At 71.9% G+C, this 15651-nt stretch carries 12 protein-coding genes; 8 read left to right on the top strand and 4 right to left on the bottom strand.

Annotation, left to right across the window (positions count from 1 at the left end):
* The first annotated feature begins 39 nt into the window (after window positions 1-39).
* The 5 genes from HMPREF2863_RS03845 to HMPREF2863_RS03865 all read left to right on the top strand — a co-directional run bounded on the left by HMPREF2863_RS03845 (window position 40) and on the right by HMPREF2863_RS03865 (window position 5554).
* Window positions 40-582, top strand: a complete 543-nt coding sequence (locus tag HMPREF2863_RS03845; RefSeq protein ID WP_067190354.1) for an NUDIX hydrolase family protein — start codon at window positions 40-42, stop codon at window positions 580-582.
* A 1-nt stretch (window position 583) separates the two neighbouring features.
* On the top strand, window positions 584-1471 hold the full coding sequence (locus HMPREF2863_RS03850) for a DUF6707 family protein (RefSeq protein WP_070638072.1): 888 nt from the start codon (window positions 584-586) through the stop codon (window positions 1469-1471).
* Between the two features lie 605 nt (window positions 1472-2076).
* A complete protein-coding gene (locus HMPREF2863_RS11425; protein ID WP_135103327.1) occupies window positions 2077-2805 on the top strand; it encodes an endonuclease domain-containing protein in 729 nt (242 codons plus the stop codon).
* Window positions 2806-3000: 195 nt separating this feature from the next.
* Complete coding sequence (locus HMPREF2863_RS03860) at window positions 3001-4527, top strand: glycerate kinase family protein (RefSeq protein ID WP_070638075.1); 1527 nt, start codon at window positions 3001-3003, stop codon at window positions 4525-4527.
* A gap of 259 nt (window positions 4528-4786) precedes the next feature.
* Window positions 4787-5554, top strand: coding sequence for a glutamine amidotransferase (locus tag HMPREF2863_RS03865; RefSeq protein ID WP_070638078.1), 768 nt, complete (start codon window positions 4787-4789; stop codon window positions 5552-5554).
* A gap of 61 nt (window positions 5555-5615) precedes the next feature.
* Here HMPREF2863_RS03865 and HMPREF2863_RS03870 read toward each other — a convergent pair whose 3' ends face one another.
* A complete protein-coding gene (locus tag HMPREF2863_RS03870; protein WP_245232157.1) occupies window positions 5616-6590 on the bottom strand; it encodes a helix-turn-helix transcriptional regulator in 975 nt (324 codons plus the stop codon).
* A gap of 181 nt (window positions 6591-6771) precedes the next feature.
* Here HMPREF2863_RS03870 and HMPREF2863_RS03875 point away from each other — a divergent pair, with 181 nt between their 5' ends.
* Window positions 6772-10386: a S8 family serine peptidase gene (locus HMPREF2863_RS03875; RefSeq protein WP_070638081.1), complete on the top strand. Its 3615-nt coding sequence runs from the start codon at window positions 6772-6774 to the stop codon at window positions 10384-10386.
* Between the two features lie 354 nt (window positions 10387-10740).
* On the opposite strand, the gene HMPREF2863_RS12280 is transcribed toward HMPREF2863_RS03875, so the two are convergent.
* Entirely contained in the window at window positions 10741-11337 is a 597-nt protein-coding gene (locus HMPREF2863_RS12280; RefSeq protein ID WP_245232158.1) for a TM2 domain-containing protein, read from the bottom strand.
* Between the two features lie 118 nt (window positions 11338-11455).
* Between HMPREF2863_RS12280 and HMPREF2863_RS03885 the strand changes: the two genes are divergently transcribed.
* The gene (locus HMPREF2863_RS03885) at window positions 11456-12466 is read left to right on the top strand and encodes an ornithine cyclodeaminase family protein (RefSeq protein WP_070638084.1); all 1011 of its coding nucleotides are present in this window, start codon (window positions 11456-11458) and stop codon (window positions 12464-12466) included.
* Between the two features lie 43 nt (window positions 12467-12509).
* Complete coding sequence (tgt, locus tag HMPREF2863_RS03890; RefSeq protein ID WP_070638087.1) at window positions 12510-13814, top strand: tRNA guanosine(34) transglycosylase Tgt; 1305 nt, start codon at window positions 12510-12512, stop codon at window positions 13812-13814.
* 296 nt (window positions 13815-14110) lie between these two features.
* On the opposite strand, the gene HMPREF2863_RS03895 is transcribed toward tgt, so the two are convergent.
* On the bottom strand, window positions 14111-14695 hold the full coding sequence (locus HMPREF2863_RS03895) for a GNAT family N-acetyltransferase (protein ID WP_070638090.1): 585 nt from the start codon (window positions 14693-14695) through the stop codon (window positions 14111-14113).
* Between the two features lie 274 nt (window positions 14696-14969).
* On the bottom strand, window positions 14970-15651 hold a 682-nt coding region (locus HMPREF2863_RS03900), incomplete at its 5' end, for an acyl-CoA dehydrogenase family protein (RefSeq protein ID WP_256388807.1).

A 15651-nucleotide genomic window follows, 5' to 3' on the forward strand; every position in this document is an offset into this window, starting at 1 on the left:
GGAAGTGACCGTGTCCGGCGGTTCGGGTAGAACAGTGGCATGAGCACCGTGCGCACCCCTGACCCGAATCCGGGCTGGCTGAACGAGGAGGACCTGTACGAGGCCCGCCGTCGCCTGCCCATGGTCTACGTCGAGGCCATCCCGGTGCGCCTGGACGCCCTCGGCTACGTCACGGAGATCGGCCTGCTGTACGTGGCCGACGAGACCGGACAGTTCGAGCGCACGTTCGTCTCCGGCCGGGTCATGTACCGGGAGACCGTGCGCGGCGCCCTGATGCGCCATCTGGAGAAGGACCTCGGCCCCATGGCACTGCCGCAGCTGCCGCCGTCCCTGCAGCCGTGCGCCGTGGCCGAATACTTCCCCGCCCCGTCCGAGACCGGCCTGACGGACGACCGCCAGCACGCCGTCTCCCTGGTGTACGTGGTGCCCGTGACCGGTGAGTGCGACCCCCGGCAGGACGCGCTCGAACTGACCTGGCTCACACCGGAGGAGGCGCTCAGCGACGAGATCCAGTCCGAGTTCATCGGCGGCCGCGAGAACCTAGTCCGCCAGGCGCTCGCCCACGTGGGATGGGGCCGCTGACATGGCCACCACCGCCGGCGCCTATCTGCGTCATCTCAAGGCCCAGGACGTCAGCCCTGGCGACATGTTCCTCACCCGCCGCGGGCAGACCGCGCCGCCCGTGGCGTCCCTGCGCACCATGCGGGACGACTTCGGCACCCCGGCCCTGGTGGTGGCCACGCTCGAGGACGGCCGCGAGGTGAAGATCGCCTACGGTTCCGTCATCCGCGTGCGCACCGACCGCGCGGACCAGCAGCCGCAGCTGGACACCAGCTTCTCCGCCACGGACGCGGGGACGCCGGAGGCCCGGATCGTCGGGGTGGGCAAGCGCCACCTGGACGACGTGGAGCTCACCGCCACCTGCGCCCGGCTGTCCCACGGGCTGAACCTGCGCTCCGGCGCGCACCTCGAGGACGTCCTCGGCGTGGCCGAGCGCCTCTACCTGCTGCACGAGGACAACGAGGGCGCCCTGCAGGCCCTCGGCCTGCTGACCAACCTGCCCTGGGACGGCGCCGTGGGCCGCTGGAAGTCCATCCAGGCAGGCCTGGGCCTGGCCTCCCAGATCCTGCGTGAGGAGGGCGACCACATCACCGCCGCCAACCTCGGCAAGCGTCTGCTCGAGGCCGACGAGGTCCCCAACGAGCCCGGCCGCGCGGCCAAGGTCCTCGAGGTCCGGCAGCGCCAGCTCAACGAGCCCCAGCTCTACGACCGTGAGATCGCCCGCGCCCTGCAGACGAACGACCCGACCGCCGAGCTGAAGTGGCGTCGCGCCCGCTGGACCACCCTGCTCTACCTGCGTGCCCGCGGCGGATCCGAGACGCTGACCGAGACGGACCTGCAGTCGCGCATCGCCCGCGAGGTCGGCACCGTGCGCGAGCTCGCCCGGGCCGCCGAGCGCCGGAAGGGCTGAGCTCGGCGGCCCGGCCTGCTCGCTTACTGGTCGGGGCGGGCCGGCCTGCTGGCTTACTGGTCGGGGCGGGCCGGCCTGCTCGCTTACTGGTCGGGGCGGGCCAGCCTGCTCGCTTACTGGTGAGGACACACCGGCTCGCCCCCGACTTCGACGTCGAATGACGGCGTGTCCTCACCAGTTGTCCGCGCGTCGGAGGTCACGGACCGGCATGACGCGGGTGTGCGGGGAGGACGTTGTCGCACCGCGCGCCGGCAGGCGTTGTCCACAGATTCCTCGTGCCGCCTCCACGCCGACGGACCGACCGGCAGGGTGGAGCCATGCCCACACCGCCGCGCCCACTGCCTCCGCACCTGGACGGAGCCGTCTTCACCATGGACGAGCTCGCCGACGTCTTCGGTGATCGGGCCCGACACAGGGTACGGGCATCGGACATCGAGCGACTCGGTCGGGCCCTGTACCGACACCGACCGAACGGTTCGGACACCCGAGACCTCACCGGAGATGACGCCGCTCACGACCCGCTCGCGGCAGAACGCACGACCGGTCCCATACTCCCCTGGGACCGGGATGTCGCCGCGGCCCTGCAACGAGATCGCCTCGACGTGGTGGTCACGGACCTATCCGCCGCTCAGCTGCATGGGCTGCCCCTGCCACGGTGGGCCGAGCAGTCGACGGACCTGCACCTCACGACTTCGCTGGCGCATCGGGTCGATCGGCCCGGAGTGGTCACCCGCCGCCGCACGGTGGACCCCTCCCACCTCGTGATCCGGCACGGCCTGCGCTGCACCTCCCCCATCCGCACGCTGTGGGACCTCTGCGTTCCGACGTCGGGCCTGTCCCTGGAAGACCTGGTGGTGATCGCCGACTCGCTCATGCCGCAGGAGTGGGTCGAGGGGTTCGGCCTTGCTGAGGTCCGGGTCGAAAGGCGTGACCTGATCGCGGTCTTGGAGCAGATCGGTCGCTTCCGCGGAATCCGTCGGGCCCGGGAGGTGGTGGAGCTGATGCGTGAGGCCGTCGGCTCACCCCAGGAGACGCGGACCAGACTCGCACTGGTGGACGCGGGACTCCCGGCGCCGGAGGTGGCGGTCGTGCTCAAGGACGACCACGGCCGCGCCGGACCGACCGTGGACCTGGCCTACCGGCGGTGGAAGATCGTCATCCAGTACGAGGGCAAGCACCACCGCACGAAGGAACAGCAGGAGCGCGACGTCGCTCGGGACCGCTGGTGCGAGCTCCATGGGTGGCGGGTGGTGAAGGTGACGGCGGCCGACCTGAGGAACGGGCTCGAGAACGTCCTCCCCGTCATCCGGGCACGGGTCGCCGAGATGTCCTGAGCCGCCCCGGATGTGGCTTCGTCGGCCGACCCCGTTGCCTACTGGTGAGGACACACCGTCATCCTCCCCGTCAGCGCCGCACGAGAGGGTGAGTCCTCACCAGTTGGCGAGCCCAGACGGTGAGTCCTCACCAGTTGGCGAGCCGAGTGGGTGAGTCCTCACCAGTTGGCGAACGGTCCTGGCAGGATGCGCCACATGAGGACCGTGCTGCTCGCCCTGGACAAGTTCAAGGGCTCCCTCACCGCCGCCGACGCCTGCGCCGCGCTCGCCCGGGGGCTCAACGGTGCCGCCCGGGGGCTCGACAGTGCAGCCCGCGGGGCGGAGGCTGCCCGCGGGGTCGACAGTGCAGCCCGCGGAACGCAGGCCGCCCGGGCGGCCGAGGCCCCGGGCGCATCCGAGGCTCCGTTCTCCTCCGGCACCGGCCTGCGCGTGCTCACCGTGCCCGTGGCCGACGGCGGCGACGGCACCGTGGACGCCGCCCTCGCCGCCGGCTTCGTCCCGCTCGCGGTGGAGGTTGCCGGGCCGCTCGGCGAGCCCCGTACCGTGCGCATCGCCCGGCGGGACGGCGTGGCCGTGGTCGAGCTCGCCGAGTGCTGCGGCCTGGTGCACGTGGACGCGCCCGGCCCTGAGACCCATGCCCGCGCGAGCACCCGTGGCCTCGGCGAGGCCATCGCCGCGGCAGTCGCCGACGGCGCCCGCGAGGTGGTGGTCGGCATCGGCGGCAGCGCCTCCACGGACCTGGGCCTCGGGATGCTCGCCGCCCTCGGCGCAGACCTGAGGGACGACGGCGGCCGCCCCCTTCCCGAGGGATCGGCGGCTCTGCACTCGCTCGTCTCCGCCGACATCTCGGGTGCCCGTGCCGCGCTCGCGGGGGTCACCCTGACCATCGCCTCCGACGTGACCGCGCCCCTCACCGGCCCCGACGGCGCCGCGCACGTCTTCGCCGCCCAGAAGGGAGCGCCCGAGGACTCTCTCGGACGGCTCGACGAGGACCTCGCCCACGCCGCCGCCGTGCTCCTGCGCGACGCCGGCACGGACCCACGCCGCGGCCCCCGGCGCGACGCCCTCGCCGGCTCCGAACCCTCCGGCCCTGGCCCGGTGCGCTCCAGCCCTGGCCCGATGCGCTCCGGCCCTAGCCCGGTCCCCACCGTCACCGGCAAGGCGGGCACCACCGACGTCTCCGGCGACCCGACCGCATCCGCCGGCGCAGGGGCCGCCGGCGGCACGGGGTTCGCCCTGATGCTGCTCGGTGCTCAGACCCGCTCCGGCGCCGAGGTCCTCCTGGGCATGGCCGACTTCGACGCCGCCGCGGCCGAGGCGGACGTGGTGATCGTGGGCGAGGGGTCCCTGGACGCACAGTCCCTGCAGGGCAAGGCCCCCGCCGTCGCCGCGGCTCGCGCCCGCTCGGTCTGGGCACAGTGCGCCTCGCCACAGAGGAAGGGGTCGTCGGTCTCGGGCTCCGAGCCCACGCAGCACCGCTTGCGCACCGTCCTGGCCGTCGCCGGGCGGGCCGAGCTTCGCTCAGAGGGCCTCACCGCGGCCGGCATCGACCGCGTCCTCACTCTCCGCGAGCGCGCCGCCTCGGACGAGGACAGCATCTCCCGGGCGGCTGAGCTGCTCGAGGACCTGGGCCGTCAGCTCGGGCACGAGCTGGGAGGCGACCCGGCGCGAGGACCGGACCGGCCGTCGTCGGGAAGGGCGGCTGACCGGAGTGGCGGCTGACCGCTGACGGCTCACGACGGGCGACGGACGGCTCCCCGTATTCACGAAGTGGTGAGGACATGCCCTCTGGCTCGCGCTTTTCAGGAGCGATGAGGGTGTGTCCTCACCAGTAGGCATCACAAGTCGGCCGGCCCGCTGTGGACCAGGTCGGGCAGCGAATTCACCTCGGACAGGGACACCGGAAGCTGACCTCTTCTCAGTGAGTGGGAAGGACAGCGGCGAGCACGTGCTGCGCCCACGCCCCCAGTAGTCTGTGGGGGTGTTTCCTCCTGCGGCACGGCCGTTCCTGCTGATCCAGACACGGCCCGAAGACGACGCCTCCGCGGCCGAGGCCGCTTCCGTCCGCCGTCTCGGCGGCTACACGGAGGACACCCTCACCGCGTTCCGCCTCGAGGAGCACGTCACCGTGCACCCCGAGCAGCCCGTGGACTGGGAGTCCCTGCTCGCCGAGCACGCAGGGGTGATCCTCTCCGGCAGCCCCTTCACCACCTCGGACCCGGAGGAGTCCAAGTCCGAGCTGCAGCACCGTGTGGAGACGGAGCTGGTCCGGATGCTCGAGGTGCTGCGCCGTGACGAGGTCCCGTTCCTGGGCTGCTGCTACGGGGTCGGCACGCTCGGCAGGCACGCCGGCGGCACGGTGGACACCGCCTACGGGGAGAAGCCCGGCCCCGTCACCGTCACCCTGACCGAGGCAGGCGCCGCCGACCCGCTGCTCGAGGGCCTGCCGGAGCAGTTCTTCGCCTACGTAGGCCACAAGGAGGGCCTGACCGTCCCCCCGGAGGGCGCCGTGGTCCTGGCGACCGGGCAGAGGTGCCCCATTCAGATGTTCCGCCTGGGCCGGCACCAGTACGCCACCCAGTTCCACCCTGAACTGGACCAGGACGGGCTGCTCGAGCGCCTGAGGATCTACGCGCACCACGGCTACATGGAGCCCCACGAGGCCGAGGACGTGTTCGCGCGCATCCGCGCCCAGCAGGCCCCGTTGCCCCCGCGGATCCTGGCGAACTTCCGCCGCATCTACGGCTGAGCCGGGCTCGCGCCCTCCGACCCACTCATATGACTGCCCGGCCGGGCCGGGGCGCCACGCCTCACACCCAGCCGCGGCGAGAGGCCTCCACCCCCAGCTGGAAGCGGCTCTCCGCACCCACGGACTTGGACAGCTCCGCCAGACGCCGCTGCACCGTGCGGCGGGACAGCCCGATGTGCCGGGCCATCGCCTCGTCCGTCAGCCCCACAGACAGCAGGGCGAGCAGGCGGCGGTCGGCCTGGTCGAGCTCCGCAGCACCCTGCCCCACCGGCACGGCGAGGTTCCACTGCTGCTCGAACAGCCGGATCAGCGCGCCCACCAGCAGCGAGCCCCGCACCAGCAGCCCCTCGCCGCCGGACCGCACATCCGTCTCCGGTCCGAGTGCCATGCCGTCCGGCGGCAGGGCGATCAGCGCAGCGAGGTCGTCGATCACGATCATCTTGAACGGCAGCCGCGGAAGCATGCGCGACTCCTCCCCCGGCGATTCGCCGATGTCCGGCCGCCCCGTCTCGTCACGGCGCACGGATTCGCCCTCGTAGATCACACGCCAGAGCACACCGCGCCCCTCCGAACGGTGCTGGGCAGACTCCGGAAGCGGACCGGCGCTGAAGTACGGCCCCCGGTCCAAGCCCCGCACCACCCGTTGTGCCTCCCCGACCAGGGCCACCGCGGCCCGGGTGACTTCGGCCGCCCCCACGAGCACCTGCAGGGACTCTGCGGTCGCGCCCGGCCTGTCCCGGTACTCGGAGACCAGCATCTCGGCGGCCGCACGCAGCCGATCCACCTCACGCTGACGGCGGCCGGCCTCGGCCTGCAGCGGATGGCGCGGCGAGAGCGGATGCACCCGCCCCTCCCTGACCCGGACGAGGCCGGCGTCGATCAGGCGGACGAGAGTGCCGTCGTCGTGCTCCTCCACCGGCACGGACGACTCGGCGAGCAGACGGCGGTAGGCGACCACGTCCCACGTCTCGAGCCCGAGAGCGGACAGGTCCGGGACGGGCCCGTCCAACTGGTGGTGCGCCTGCGGCTCTGTCACGTCTTCAGTTCCTCTCGTGCTCGGCGCCCTGTCTGGCGCATGCATGCCATGACGCCATCGCGTCACCGTGAATCCTATGTGGTGATCGTCACAACATGCTGAAGTGGGTGTCACGGCGCCTCCGCCCGTGTCACCCCACGGTGTCCGGACGCCGCCTCGCACCGTTCGATGAAGGAATTCCATGTCCCACCCCATGCAACGTCGCCGCAGGCTGCTCGGCGTGACCACCGCGGTCGCGCTCGCCCTGTCCGGCGCCACCGCGGCAGGCGCCGCCCCCGGCAACGCCCCCTCGGCCACCGAGCAGGCGGTCCACCACGTGACCGGCACCCCCGCCGAGCGCACCACGCCCGCCTCCTTCGAGGACGGCGCATACATCGTCGTCCTGGCCCAGGACCCGGTCGCCTCCTACACCGGCGGCCTGCCGGGCCTCGCAGCCACCAAGCCGGCCGCGGGCTCCGCCCAGAAGCTGGACGCCGCCAGCCCAGCCGCCAAGAAGTACGCCCAGCACCTGACCGCGGCCCAGAACTCCACCATGCAGCGTGCCGGCCTGCCGACCAGCAAGGTCCACACCCGCTACACCACAGCGCTCAACGGCTTCGCCGGCACCTTCACCGGCCGCGAGGCGGCCGCACTCGCCACCGACCCGAACGTGCTGGCCGTGGTGCCGAACGAGATCCGCCAGTTGGACACCGTCTCCTCCCCGGACGTCCTGGGCCTGCGCGGCCCGGGCGGCGTCTGGGAGGGCCTCGTCGGCGCTGACGGCGACCCGGCCGAGATCGGCAAGGGCGTCGTGGTCGGCATCGTCGACTCCGGCATCATCCCGGACAGCCCGTCCTTCACCGACGCTGGCCACCAGGCCCCGCCCGCCGACTGGAAGGGCTCCTGCCAGACCGCCGACGCGGAGATGTTCCCAGCGGACAGCTGCAACGACAAGCTCATCGGCGCGAAGTACTTCGTCAACGGCTTCGGTTCCACCCGCCTGGCGGACGACGAGTCGCTCTCTCCGTACGACGCGGGCGGACACGGCACCCACACCGCCTCCACCGCCGCCGGCAACCACGGCGTGACCGCCACGGTCGACGGCATCGAACGCGGCGAGATCTCCGGCATGGCCCCGGGCGCCCACGTGGCCGCCTACAAGGCCTGCTGGGAGGGCCTGACTTCCGGCGGCTGCTCCACCATCGACACCGTAGCCGCCATCGACGCGGCCGTGGCCGACGGCGTGGACGTCATCAACTACTCCATCTCCGGCTCCCGCACCGAGATCATGGACCCGGTCGAGCTCGCCTTCTTGAACGCCGCCTCCGCCGGTGTCTTCGTGGCGGCCTCCTCCGGCAACTCCGGACCGACCGCGTCCACCACCGCCCACGCCTCGCCGTGGATCACCACCGTGGCCGCCTCCACCCACGCCGTCTACGAGCAGACCCTCGTCACCGGCGACGGCGAGCGCTACATCGGCGCCTCGATCATGCGTCCGCTGGAAGAGGAGACCCCCATGGCGTACGCCCGGGACCTCGTCGCCGCCGGCGCCGACCCGGCCAAGGCTGCGCTCTGCATCGCGGACACCCTGGACCCCGCCAAGACCGAGGGCAAGCTCGTGGTCTGTGACCGCGGCGAGAGCGGCCGCGCCGAGAAGTCCTTCGTGGTCGAGGCCGCCGGCGGCGTCGGCATGGTGCTGGTGAACGTCTCCGAGGCCGAGGGCCTGAATGCGGACGTCCACGCCATCCCGACCGTTCACCTGCCGTCCTCCGATCGCGAGGCCGTGGTGGCCTACGCCTCTTCCGAGGGCGCCACCGGCAGGATCCTGGGCACCAACACCGGCTCCGCCACCCAGACCCCGCTGGTCGCCGCCTTCTCCTCGCGCGGCCCGTCTCTGGCAGCCGAGTCAGATCTGCTGAAGCCGGACATCTCCGCTCCGGGCGTGGACGTGCTCGCCGCGTACTCCCCGAACCGGGGCGGCGAGGACTTCGCCTACTCCTCCGGCACCTCCATGTCCTCCCCGCACATCGCCGGCCTCGCCGCGCTGGTGAAGCAGGGGCGGCCAGACTTCAGCCCCATGCAGATCAAGTCCGCGATGATGACAACCGCGGGCGACCACGCTGAGGAGACCTCGCCGTTCGCCGAGGGCGCCGGCTTCGTGGATCCGACCCGCATGATGAACCCGGGCCTGACCTTCGACTCAGACCGCAGCGACTGGTACGACTTCCTGGCCGGCCAGGGCGTCGTCTACTCAGACACCGGCAACCCGGTCTCCGACACCCCGATCGACGCCTCGGACCTGAACGTCCCGTCCCTTGCCATCGGTGAACTCTTCGGCACCCAGACGGTCAAGCGCACCCTGACCGCCGTCGACGGCGGCGGCACCTGGACCGCGAGCGTCGAGGGCGCCTCCGGCCTGGACGTGTCCGTGTCCCCGGCCTCCTTCACCGTGGCCAACGCCCAAGCGCAGGACGTACAGATCACCGTCGCCGCCGGCTCCGCCGCCCCCGGCAAGTGGGCCGCCGCCCGCATCGTGTGGACCAGCTCGGACGGCCAGACCGTACGCATGCCGGTCGTCGCGCAGCCGGGCGTCGCCGACGCACCGGACCTCATCGAGGGCCACACCACCGACGAGACCCTGGACCTGCCGGTCCTCTCCGGCGTCAACGGTACCCTCGAGACCCGCGTGCGCGGCCTGGTCCGCGTGGACGAGAGCACCGGCGAGGCACCTGAGCAGGCCCTGTTCGACGCCCACGACGAGCGCCTGACCGCCCACGACTTCGCGTACCCGCGCGGCTACCCGAACGTGCGCATCGAGGCCGAGACCGCCGGCGACGTTGAGGCCGACCTCGACATCTACGTCATGAGCTCCTGGTCGTCCTACCCAGTGGCCCGCTCCACCACGCGTGGCACCGGTGCCGAGGTCTACAACGGCCCGATCTTCTCCTCCGCCCCGGAGCACAGGATCTACGTGGTCGCCAAGGGCAGCACCGACGCAATGATCCCGTACACCCTGCGCGTGTCCTTCCCGGCTGAGGAAGACACCGGTGTGCTGGCCTTCGACCCGTCCTCCGCGACGGTGACCGCCGGTCAGACCCACACCTTCACGGGCACCCTGAACACCGACGGCGAGTCCGCCTACAACGGCTTCGTGGACGTGCTCTACAACGGCCGAGTGGTGGACACCACCGCGGTCCGCATCCACAACGGCGAGAAGGAACCGGCCGATCCGGAGGATCCGGTCGACCCGACCGATCCGGACATCTGCGAGGTCGAGGACTTCACCGACGTCGCTCCGAGCTCGCCGTTCTACTCGGCCGTGACCTGGATGCGCTGTGCCGGCATCACCCAGGGCTACACAGACAACACGTTCCGCGCGCACCATGACATCAGCCGTGCCGAGTCCGTCGCGTTCCTGTACCGCTACCTGGATCCAGAGCACGAGGCCCCTGCCACGTCTCCGTTCCGTGACGTGCGCAGGGACCGCAACTTCTTCGACGCCATCACCTGGGCCGCCGAGAACGGCGTGACCTCGGGGTACGTCAACGGCACCTTCCGCCCGTACCAGATGGTGAACCGCCAGGAGTTCGCCTCGTTCGTGTTCCGTGCCGTGGGCGACCCGGACTACGTCCCGCCGACGTATGCCGTGTTCCCGGACATGCCAACCCACAACAGCCACTTCAAGGCCGTGATGTGGCTGTACGAGCAGGGCATCATCATGGGCCAGGCCGACGGCACGTACGGTAGCCGCACCGAGATCCAGCGCGGTGACGTCGCTCGGATCATGCAGCGCATGGACTACCGACTGCAGGACTGACCGTCCGCAGTGTCCTGCGCCCCGCGGGGTGCAGGACACTGCGGCATCGGCACCGGAGCCGCACCTCACCTTCACTTCGCCGGGCCCCGCCCGGGCCCGGCGAAGTGAAGTGATCCCCGGCCGAGGCCTCCCCTCGCCTCGGCGCCGGTGATCACGGGTCGGCGCCCGCCCTGCCCCCAGGGCGGGCGCCGATCGCCTGTACTCAGCGCGAAGGGCCAGGACGTCGTGACGACGTCCTGGCCCTTCGTCGTGCCCCCGTGCGGCGTGCGGATCCGTGGCCGGCGATCTGTCCCTCTGGCCGGACGCGCGAATCCGCCGGTCGGTGTCAGCCGCCTGTATTGATGCCGGCCGGTGTCAGCTTCCGCCGTTGACGGCGCCGCCGATGACCCAGAGGACCACGGTGATGATGACCGCCGCCGCCTGCTCGTTGCGCGTGCCGCGGACCTTGCGGCCGACGCCGTCGGTCTGGCCGTGGGCCAGCGTCATGATCACGTCGATCAGGTACCAGATGCCCAGGCCGCCGAAGGTGAACAGCTTCAGCAGCCCGGTGCCGATCTTGCCCAGGTAGAACCGGTCCACTCCCAGGATGCCGAGCAACAGGGACAGCAGCCACGTGGCGATGAACGACTTGGGCGAGGTGTACTGCTGCGGTGCCATCCCGCCTGCCCAGGGCTGCATCCCCGCCCCGGCGTAGCCCGGCGGCGGGACCTGGCCGTACGGCCCGACCTGACCGCCCGGCCCGTAGGTGCCCTGCCCGTGGGGTCCCTGTCCGTAGGAGCCCGGCCCGTAGGGGCCCTGTCCGTCGCGGCCGTACTGCGGATATCCCGCGTCCGCGTACCCCTCCTGCTCCCAGGGGCGGGGCTCCTGCTGCTCGTCGCCGCCGCCCTGGTACCAGGACGGCGTCTCGCCGTGGCGGCGACGCCGGCCGCCGTCGGGGTGCTCGTGGCTCATCGGTGTCCTCTCGGGAATGCGGGGAGGCGGCGCTGCACGGGCGGCCTCCTGATGTCCCTCACAGTATCCGCCACCGCGGACCCGGTACGCCCGCGGCGGATTCCGTACGGTGGAGTCCATGACGGATCCGAGCACAGCCTCCCCTGCCCCCTCTCAGCTGCCCTATGTCCACGGCCCCGCCCTGCGCTCCGCTCTCAGCCCGACGGTCGCCGTCGAGGCCCTCGAACGCGCCCTGCGCGAAGGACTCGACCCGGAGACCGACGCTCCGCGCACCCGGGTGGAGACCGCCACGGGCATGCTCATGCAGATGCCGTCGACCCGCGGCGAGGAGGTCGGCACGAAGCTGCTCACGCTCACCCCGGAGAACGCGGACGCGGACCTGCCGGTCATCCAGGGCGTCTACGTCCTCTTCGGCGGTGCCGAGCAGGCGCCGCGCGCCGTCCTGGACGGCATCGAGCTCACGAACCTGCGCACCTCGTCCGTGTCCGCACTCGGCGCGCGCCTGGCCGGCGCCGTCCCCGCCGGCTCCTCGGCCACCGGCTCCTCGGACACGCCCGGAACCACGACGGCGGCCGCTCACCTCGTCCTGTTCGGCACCGGGGTCCAGGCGTGGGAGCACGCGGTGACGTTCTGCGACGTCCTGGAGGTCGAGCGGATCACCGTGGTCGGCCGGAGCGCGGAGAAGGCCCAGGCGCTGGCCGCGCGCATCACCGACGAACTCGGCGTCTCCGCGGAGGCCGGCGACGAGGAGGCTGTTGCCGAGGCGGGCGTGGTGGTCACCTGCACCGCCTCCACGTCCCCGCTGTTCGACGGCGCCCTGGTGCGCGACGACGCCGTGGTGGTGGCGATGGGCGCCCACACCCCGGACACCCGTGAGCTGGACGATGCCCTGCTCGCCCGCGGACAGGTGGTCGTGGAGTCGCGCGACTCGGCGCTGCGCGAGGCCGGCGAGGTGGTGCTCGGCATGGAGTCCGGCGCCGTCGCCGAGCGCGAGCTGGTCACCTTCGCGGACCTGGCCACAGGCCGGGCGAGGCGGAAGGCGGGGGTGCCTGCCGTCGTCGTGACGACCGGCATGCCCTGGCAGGACCTGGTGGTGGCCTCCGCGGTGATGGACGCGCTGGAGGCCTGATCCGGGGGCCACGGGAGGCGGCCGGCTCACTACGATGGATCCCATGCCCCACCACGACGCCGAGACCCCCGCACCGGCCCCCGCCCACCCTTCGCACTTCGGATACGAGGTGACCGGGCGGCTGGAGGACGGCCCCGGCCACGGCCGCACCGGCGTCATCACCACCCCGCACGGGCAGATCCAGACCCCGGCGTTCATCCCGGTCGCCACCCAGGCCACCGTGAAGGCCGTGCTGCCGGAGTCCATGGAGGAGCTCGGCGCGCAGGCCCTGCTGGCCAACGCCTACCACCTGTACCTGCAGCCCGGCGACGAGCTGCTCGACGAGGCCGGCGGGCTCGGCAGGTTCATGAACTGGGGCGGCCCCACCTTCACCGACTCTGGCGGCTTCCAGGTGATGAGTCTCGGCTCGGGCTTCAAGAAGGTCATCGACATGCAGGGCCCCTCCGCCCCGGACGGACAGGGCGCTGACGACGCCGTCGCCCCGGGAAAGGAGCGCCTGGCCAACGTGGACGACGACGGCGTCTGGTTCAAGTCCCACCTCACCGGTGACCGGCACCGGTTCACCCCGGAGCGCTCCGTGCAGATCCAGCACAACCTCGGCGCGGACATCATGTTCGCCTTCGACGAGCTGACCACCCTGCACAACTCCCGCGGCTACCAGGAGGAGGCCCTCGAGCGCACCCGCCGCTGGGCGCAACGCTGCCTGGACGAGCACGCCCGCCTCACCGCCGAGCGCGCCGACCGCCCCTACCAGGCGCTGTTCGGCGTCATCCAGGGAGCCCAGTACGAGGACCTGCGCCGCAAGGCCTGCGCCGACCTGTCCGCCATGACCACCGAGTTCGCGGACGGCACGGAGGCCGGGTTCGACGGCTACGGCGTGGGCGGGGCCCTGGAGAAGGAGAACCTCGGGACGATCGTCGGCTGGTGCGCTTCCGTTCTGCCGGAGGACAGGCCGCGGCACCTGCTGGGCATCTCCGAGCCGGACGACCTGTTCACCGCCGTGGAGAACGGCGCGGACACCTTCGACTGCGTCTCCCCCACCCGCGTGGCCCGCACCGGCGCGTTCTACACCCGCGACGGCCGCTACAACCTGCCCGGCGCCAAGTACCGGCGGGACTGGGGCCCGCTGGACCCCGAGTGCGACTGCTACACCTGCGCGCACTACTCACGCGCCTACATCCGCCACCTCATGAAGGCCAAGGAGATGGTCGCCCACACTCTGGTGTCCATCCACAACGAGCGCTTCACCGTGTCCCTGGTGGACCGCATCCGCGCGTCGATCGGAGACGGCACCTTCGCGGAGCTCAAGACCGAGACCCTCGGCCGGTACTACGCCGGCAAGAAGTGAGGCGGGGGCCGGGAAGGTCCGCTCTCTGTGTCCGCAGCGTCGGAACTCCGCATGTCGAGGCGCTCCAGCTTCGCGTGAAGGCTCGCTCTCTGTGTCCGCAGCGTCGGAACTCCGCCCGTCGAGGCCGGCTTTCCGACTCGTGGCACACAGGGGATCAGCTGCGTCCCTGCCCAGCCCGTTCCGCCCCGGACATGGTTGCGCGCGGCCGCCCTCTCCGGTGAGGACGGCCGCGCACGGGGGTCGACGCCGGCGGCGCTCCGCGTGGTGTCACCCCACCCCGCGGGCGCCCGCCGTCGTCAGCTCAGCGGGGCGCGGGTCTCCGCGCCGAACGCCTCGGGGTAGGCGAACTCACCCGAGGGGACCTCGACGGACTGGTCGAGGACGAGGATCTGGAGGGCCCCCGGGCGGTCCGCGAAGGCGGCGGTGACGCCGTACTCGGCGGCATCCTCGAAGCCGAAGCGCGGGTAGTACTCGGGGTAGCCGTAGACCACCACATGAGGCTCGCCGGCCTCCTTCGCGGCCCTGAGCAGCGCCTTCACTACCGCGGTGCCGGCGCCTTGGTTCTGGTGCTCCGGCAGCACACCGTGCGGGGCGAGCGCGAGGGTCTCGGCGTCCCCGATATGGGCGCGGCACAGCAGGCCGTATGCCACGGGGTCCGAGTGCAGGTCGGTGCCGGGGATCGCGGCGGTCATGGTGACCATCGAGAACTGTGGCAGCCAGGCCTCCTCGTCCTTCTGGAGCTCCTCCACGAGGTCCGCCTCGGCAGAGGTCTCGAACGCCAGCTCGTTGATGCGGCGGATCGCGTTGCGGTCCTCGGCGGACGAGTGGTCGGCGACGCGGGACGGCCACCGGTGGGTGTGGTCGCGGGGCGTGTTCTCCATGGCCCCAACCTAGGCCACACGGTGACCTGCGCAACAGGCCGTGTCCACGGTGTGGACAGAATACGTCCAGGATGGTGGCCTGCGGACGCCCCGGTCGGGGACGGAACCGGCATGGAGGCGGCCGCTTCCTTGTGGGGACCCGGCACGTTCCTCGCCTGCCGCCCACCCCGACGACGGCACCCGCCCTGGCAGGGCGGGTGCCGTCGTCGGGGTGGCCTCAGCAGGACTGGCGGCCGGCCCCGGCTTCACACCGGCCCGGCGCCGTCCCCCAGGCTCAGGCGAACGCCCCCTTGCCGGTGATGTCGCGGCCGACGATGAGCGCCTGCACGGTCTCGGTGCCCTCATAGGTGTGGATGGCCTCGATGTCCGCGAAGTGCTTGCCCACCTCGTTCTGCACGAGGATGCCGTTGCCGCCGAGCAGGTCCCGGGCGTTCGCGGCGATGGACCGGGCGGCGCGGGTGGCCGAGTACTTGGCCAGCGAGGCCTGCGGGCCGGTGAGGCGACCGGAGTCCTCGAGTCGGGAGGCCCGCAGCACGAGCAGCTGCACCTGGGTCAGCTCGGAGAGCATGCGGGCCAGGCGCTCCTGCACCACCTGGGAGTGGGCAAGCGGGCGGCCGAACTGCACACGCTGCTGCGCATACTGCACGGCGGCCTCATAGCAGCCGACCGCGTGGCCGACGGCGGCCCAGGCCACGCCCACGCGGGTGGCGAAGAGGACGGCGGCGGTGTTCTTGAAGGAGGTGGCCTCCGGCATGACGTCCTCGGCCGGAACGAACACGTCGTCGTAGGTGATGTGGGCCTGGTGGATGGCGCGCAGGGACATCTTGCCGCGGATGACCTCGGCCGTGTAGCCCTCGGTGTCCTGGTGGACGATGAAGCCCTTGACCTGGCCGTCCTCGGTGGAGCGGGCCCAGGTGACGGTGATGCCGCCGGCGGCGCCGTTGCCGATCCACTTC

Origin of the sequence: Micrococcus sp. HMSC067E09, from assembly GCF_001812555.1 — a bacterium.
Taxonomy (GTDB): domain Bacteria; phylum Actinomycetota; class Actinomycetes; order Actinomycetales; family Micrococcaceae; genus Micrococcus; species Micrococcus lylae.

Coding starts and splice junctions, on each gene's coding strand:
- HMPREF2863_RS03845 (WP_067190354.1), top strand. CDS start 40: ATGAGCACCGTGCGCACCCCTGACCCGAATCCGGGCTGGCTGAACGAG.
- HMPREF2863_RS03850 (WP_070638072.1), top strand. CDS start 584: ATGGCCACCACCGCCGGCGCCTATCTGCGTCATCTCAAGGCCCAGGAC.
- HMPREF2863_RS03860 (WP_070638075.1), top strand. CDS start 3,001: ATGAGGACCGTGCTGCTCGCCCTGGACAAGTTCAAGGGCTCCCTCACC.
- HMPREF2863_RS03875 (WP_070638081.1), top strand. CDS start 6,772: ATGTCCCACCCCATGCAACGTCGCCGCAGGCTGCTCGGCGTGACCACC.
- HMPREF2863_RS12280 (WP_245232158.1), bottom strand. CDS start 11,337: ATGAGCCACGAGCACCCCGACGGCGGCCGGCGTCGCCGCCACGGCGAG.
- HMPREF2863_RS03885 (WP_070638084.1), top strand. CDS start 11,456: ATGACGGATCCGAGCACAGCCTCCCCTGCCCCCTCTCAGCTGCCCTAT.
- tgt (WP_070638087.1), top strand. CDS start 12,510: ATGCCCCACCACGACGCCGAGACCCCCGCACCGGCCCCCGCCCACCCT.
- HMPREF2863_RS03895 (WP_070638090.1), bottom strand. CDS start 14,695: ATGGAGAACACGCCCCGCGACCACACCCACCGGTGGCCGTCCCGCGTC.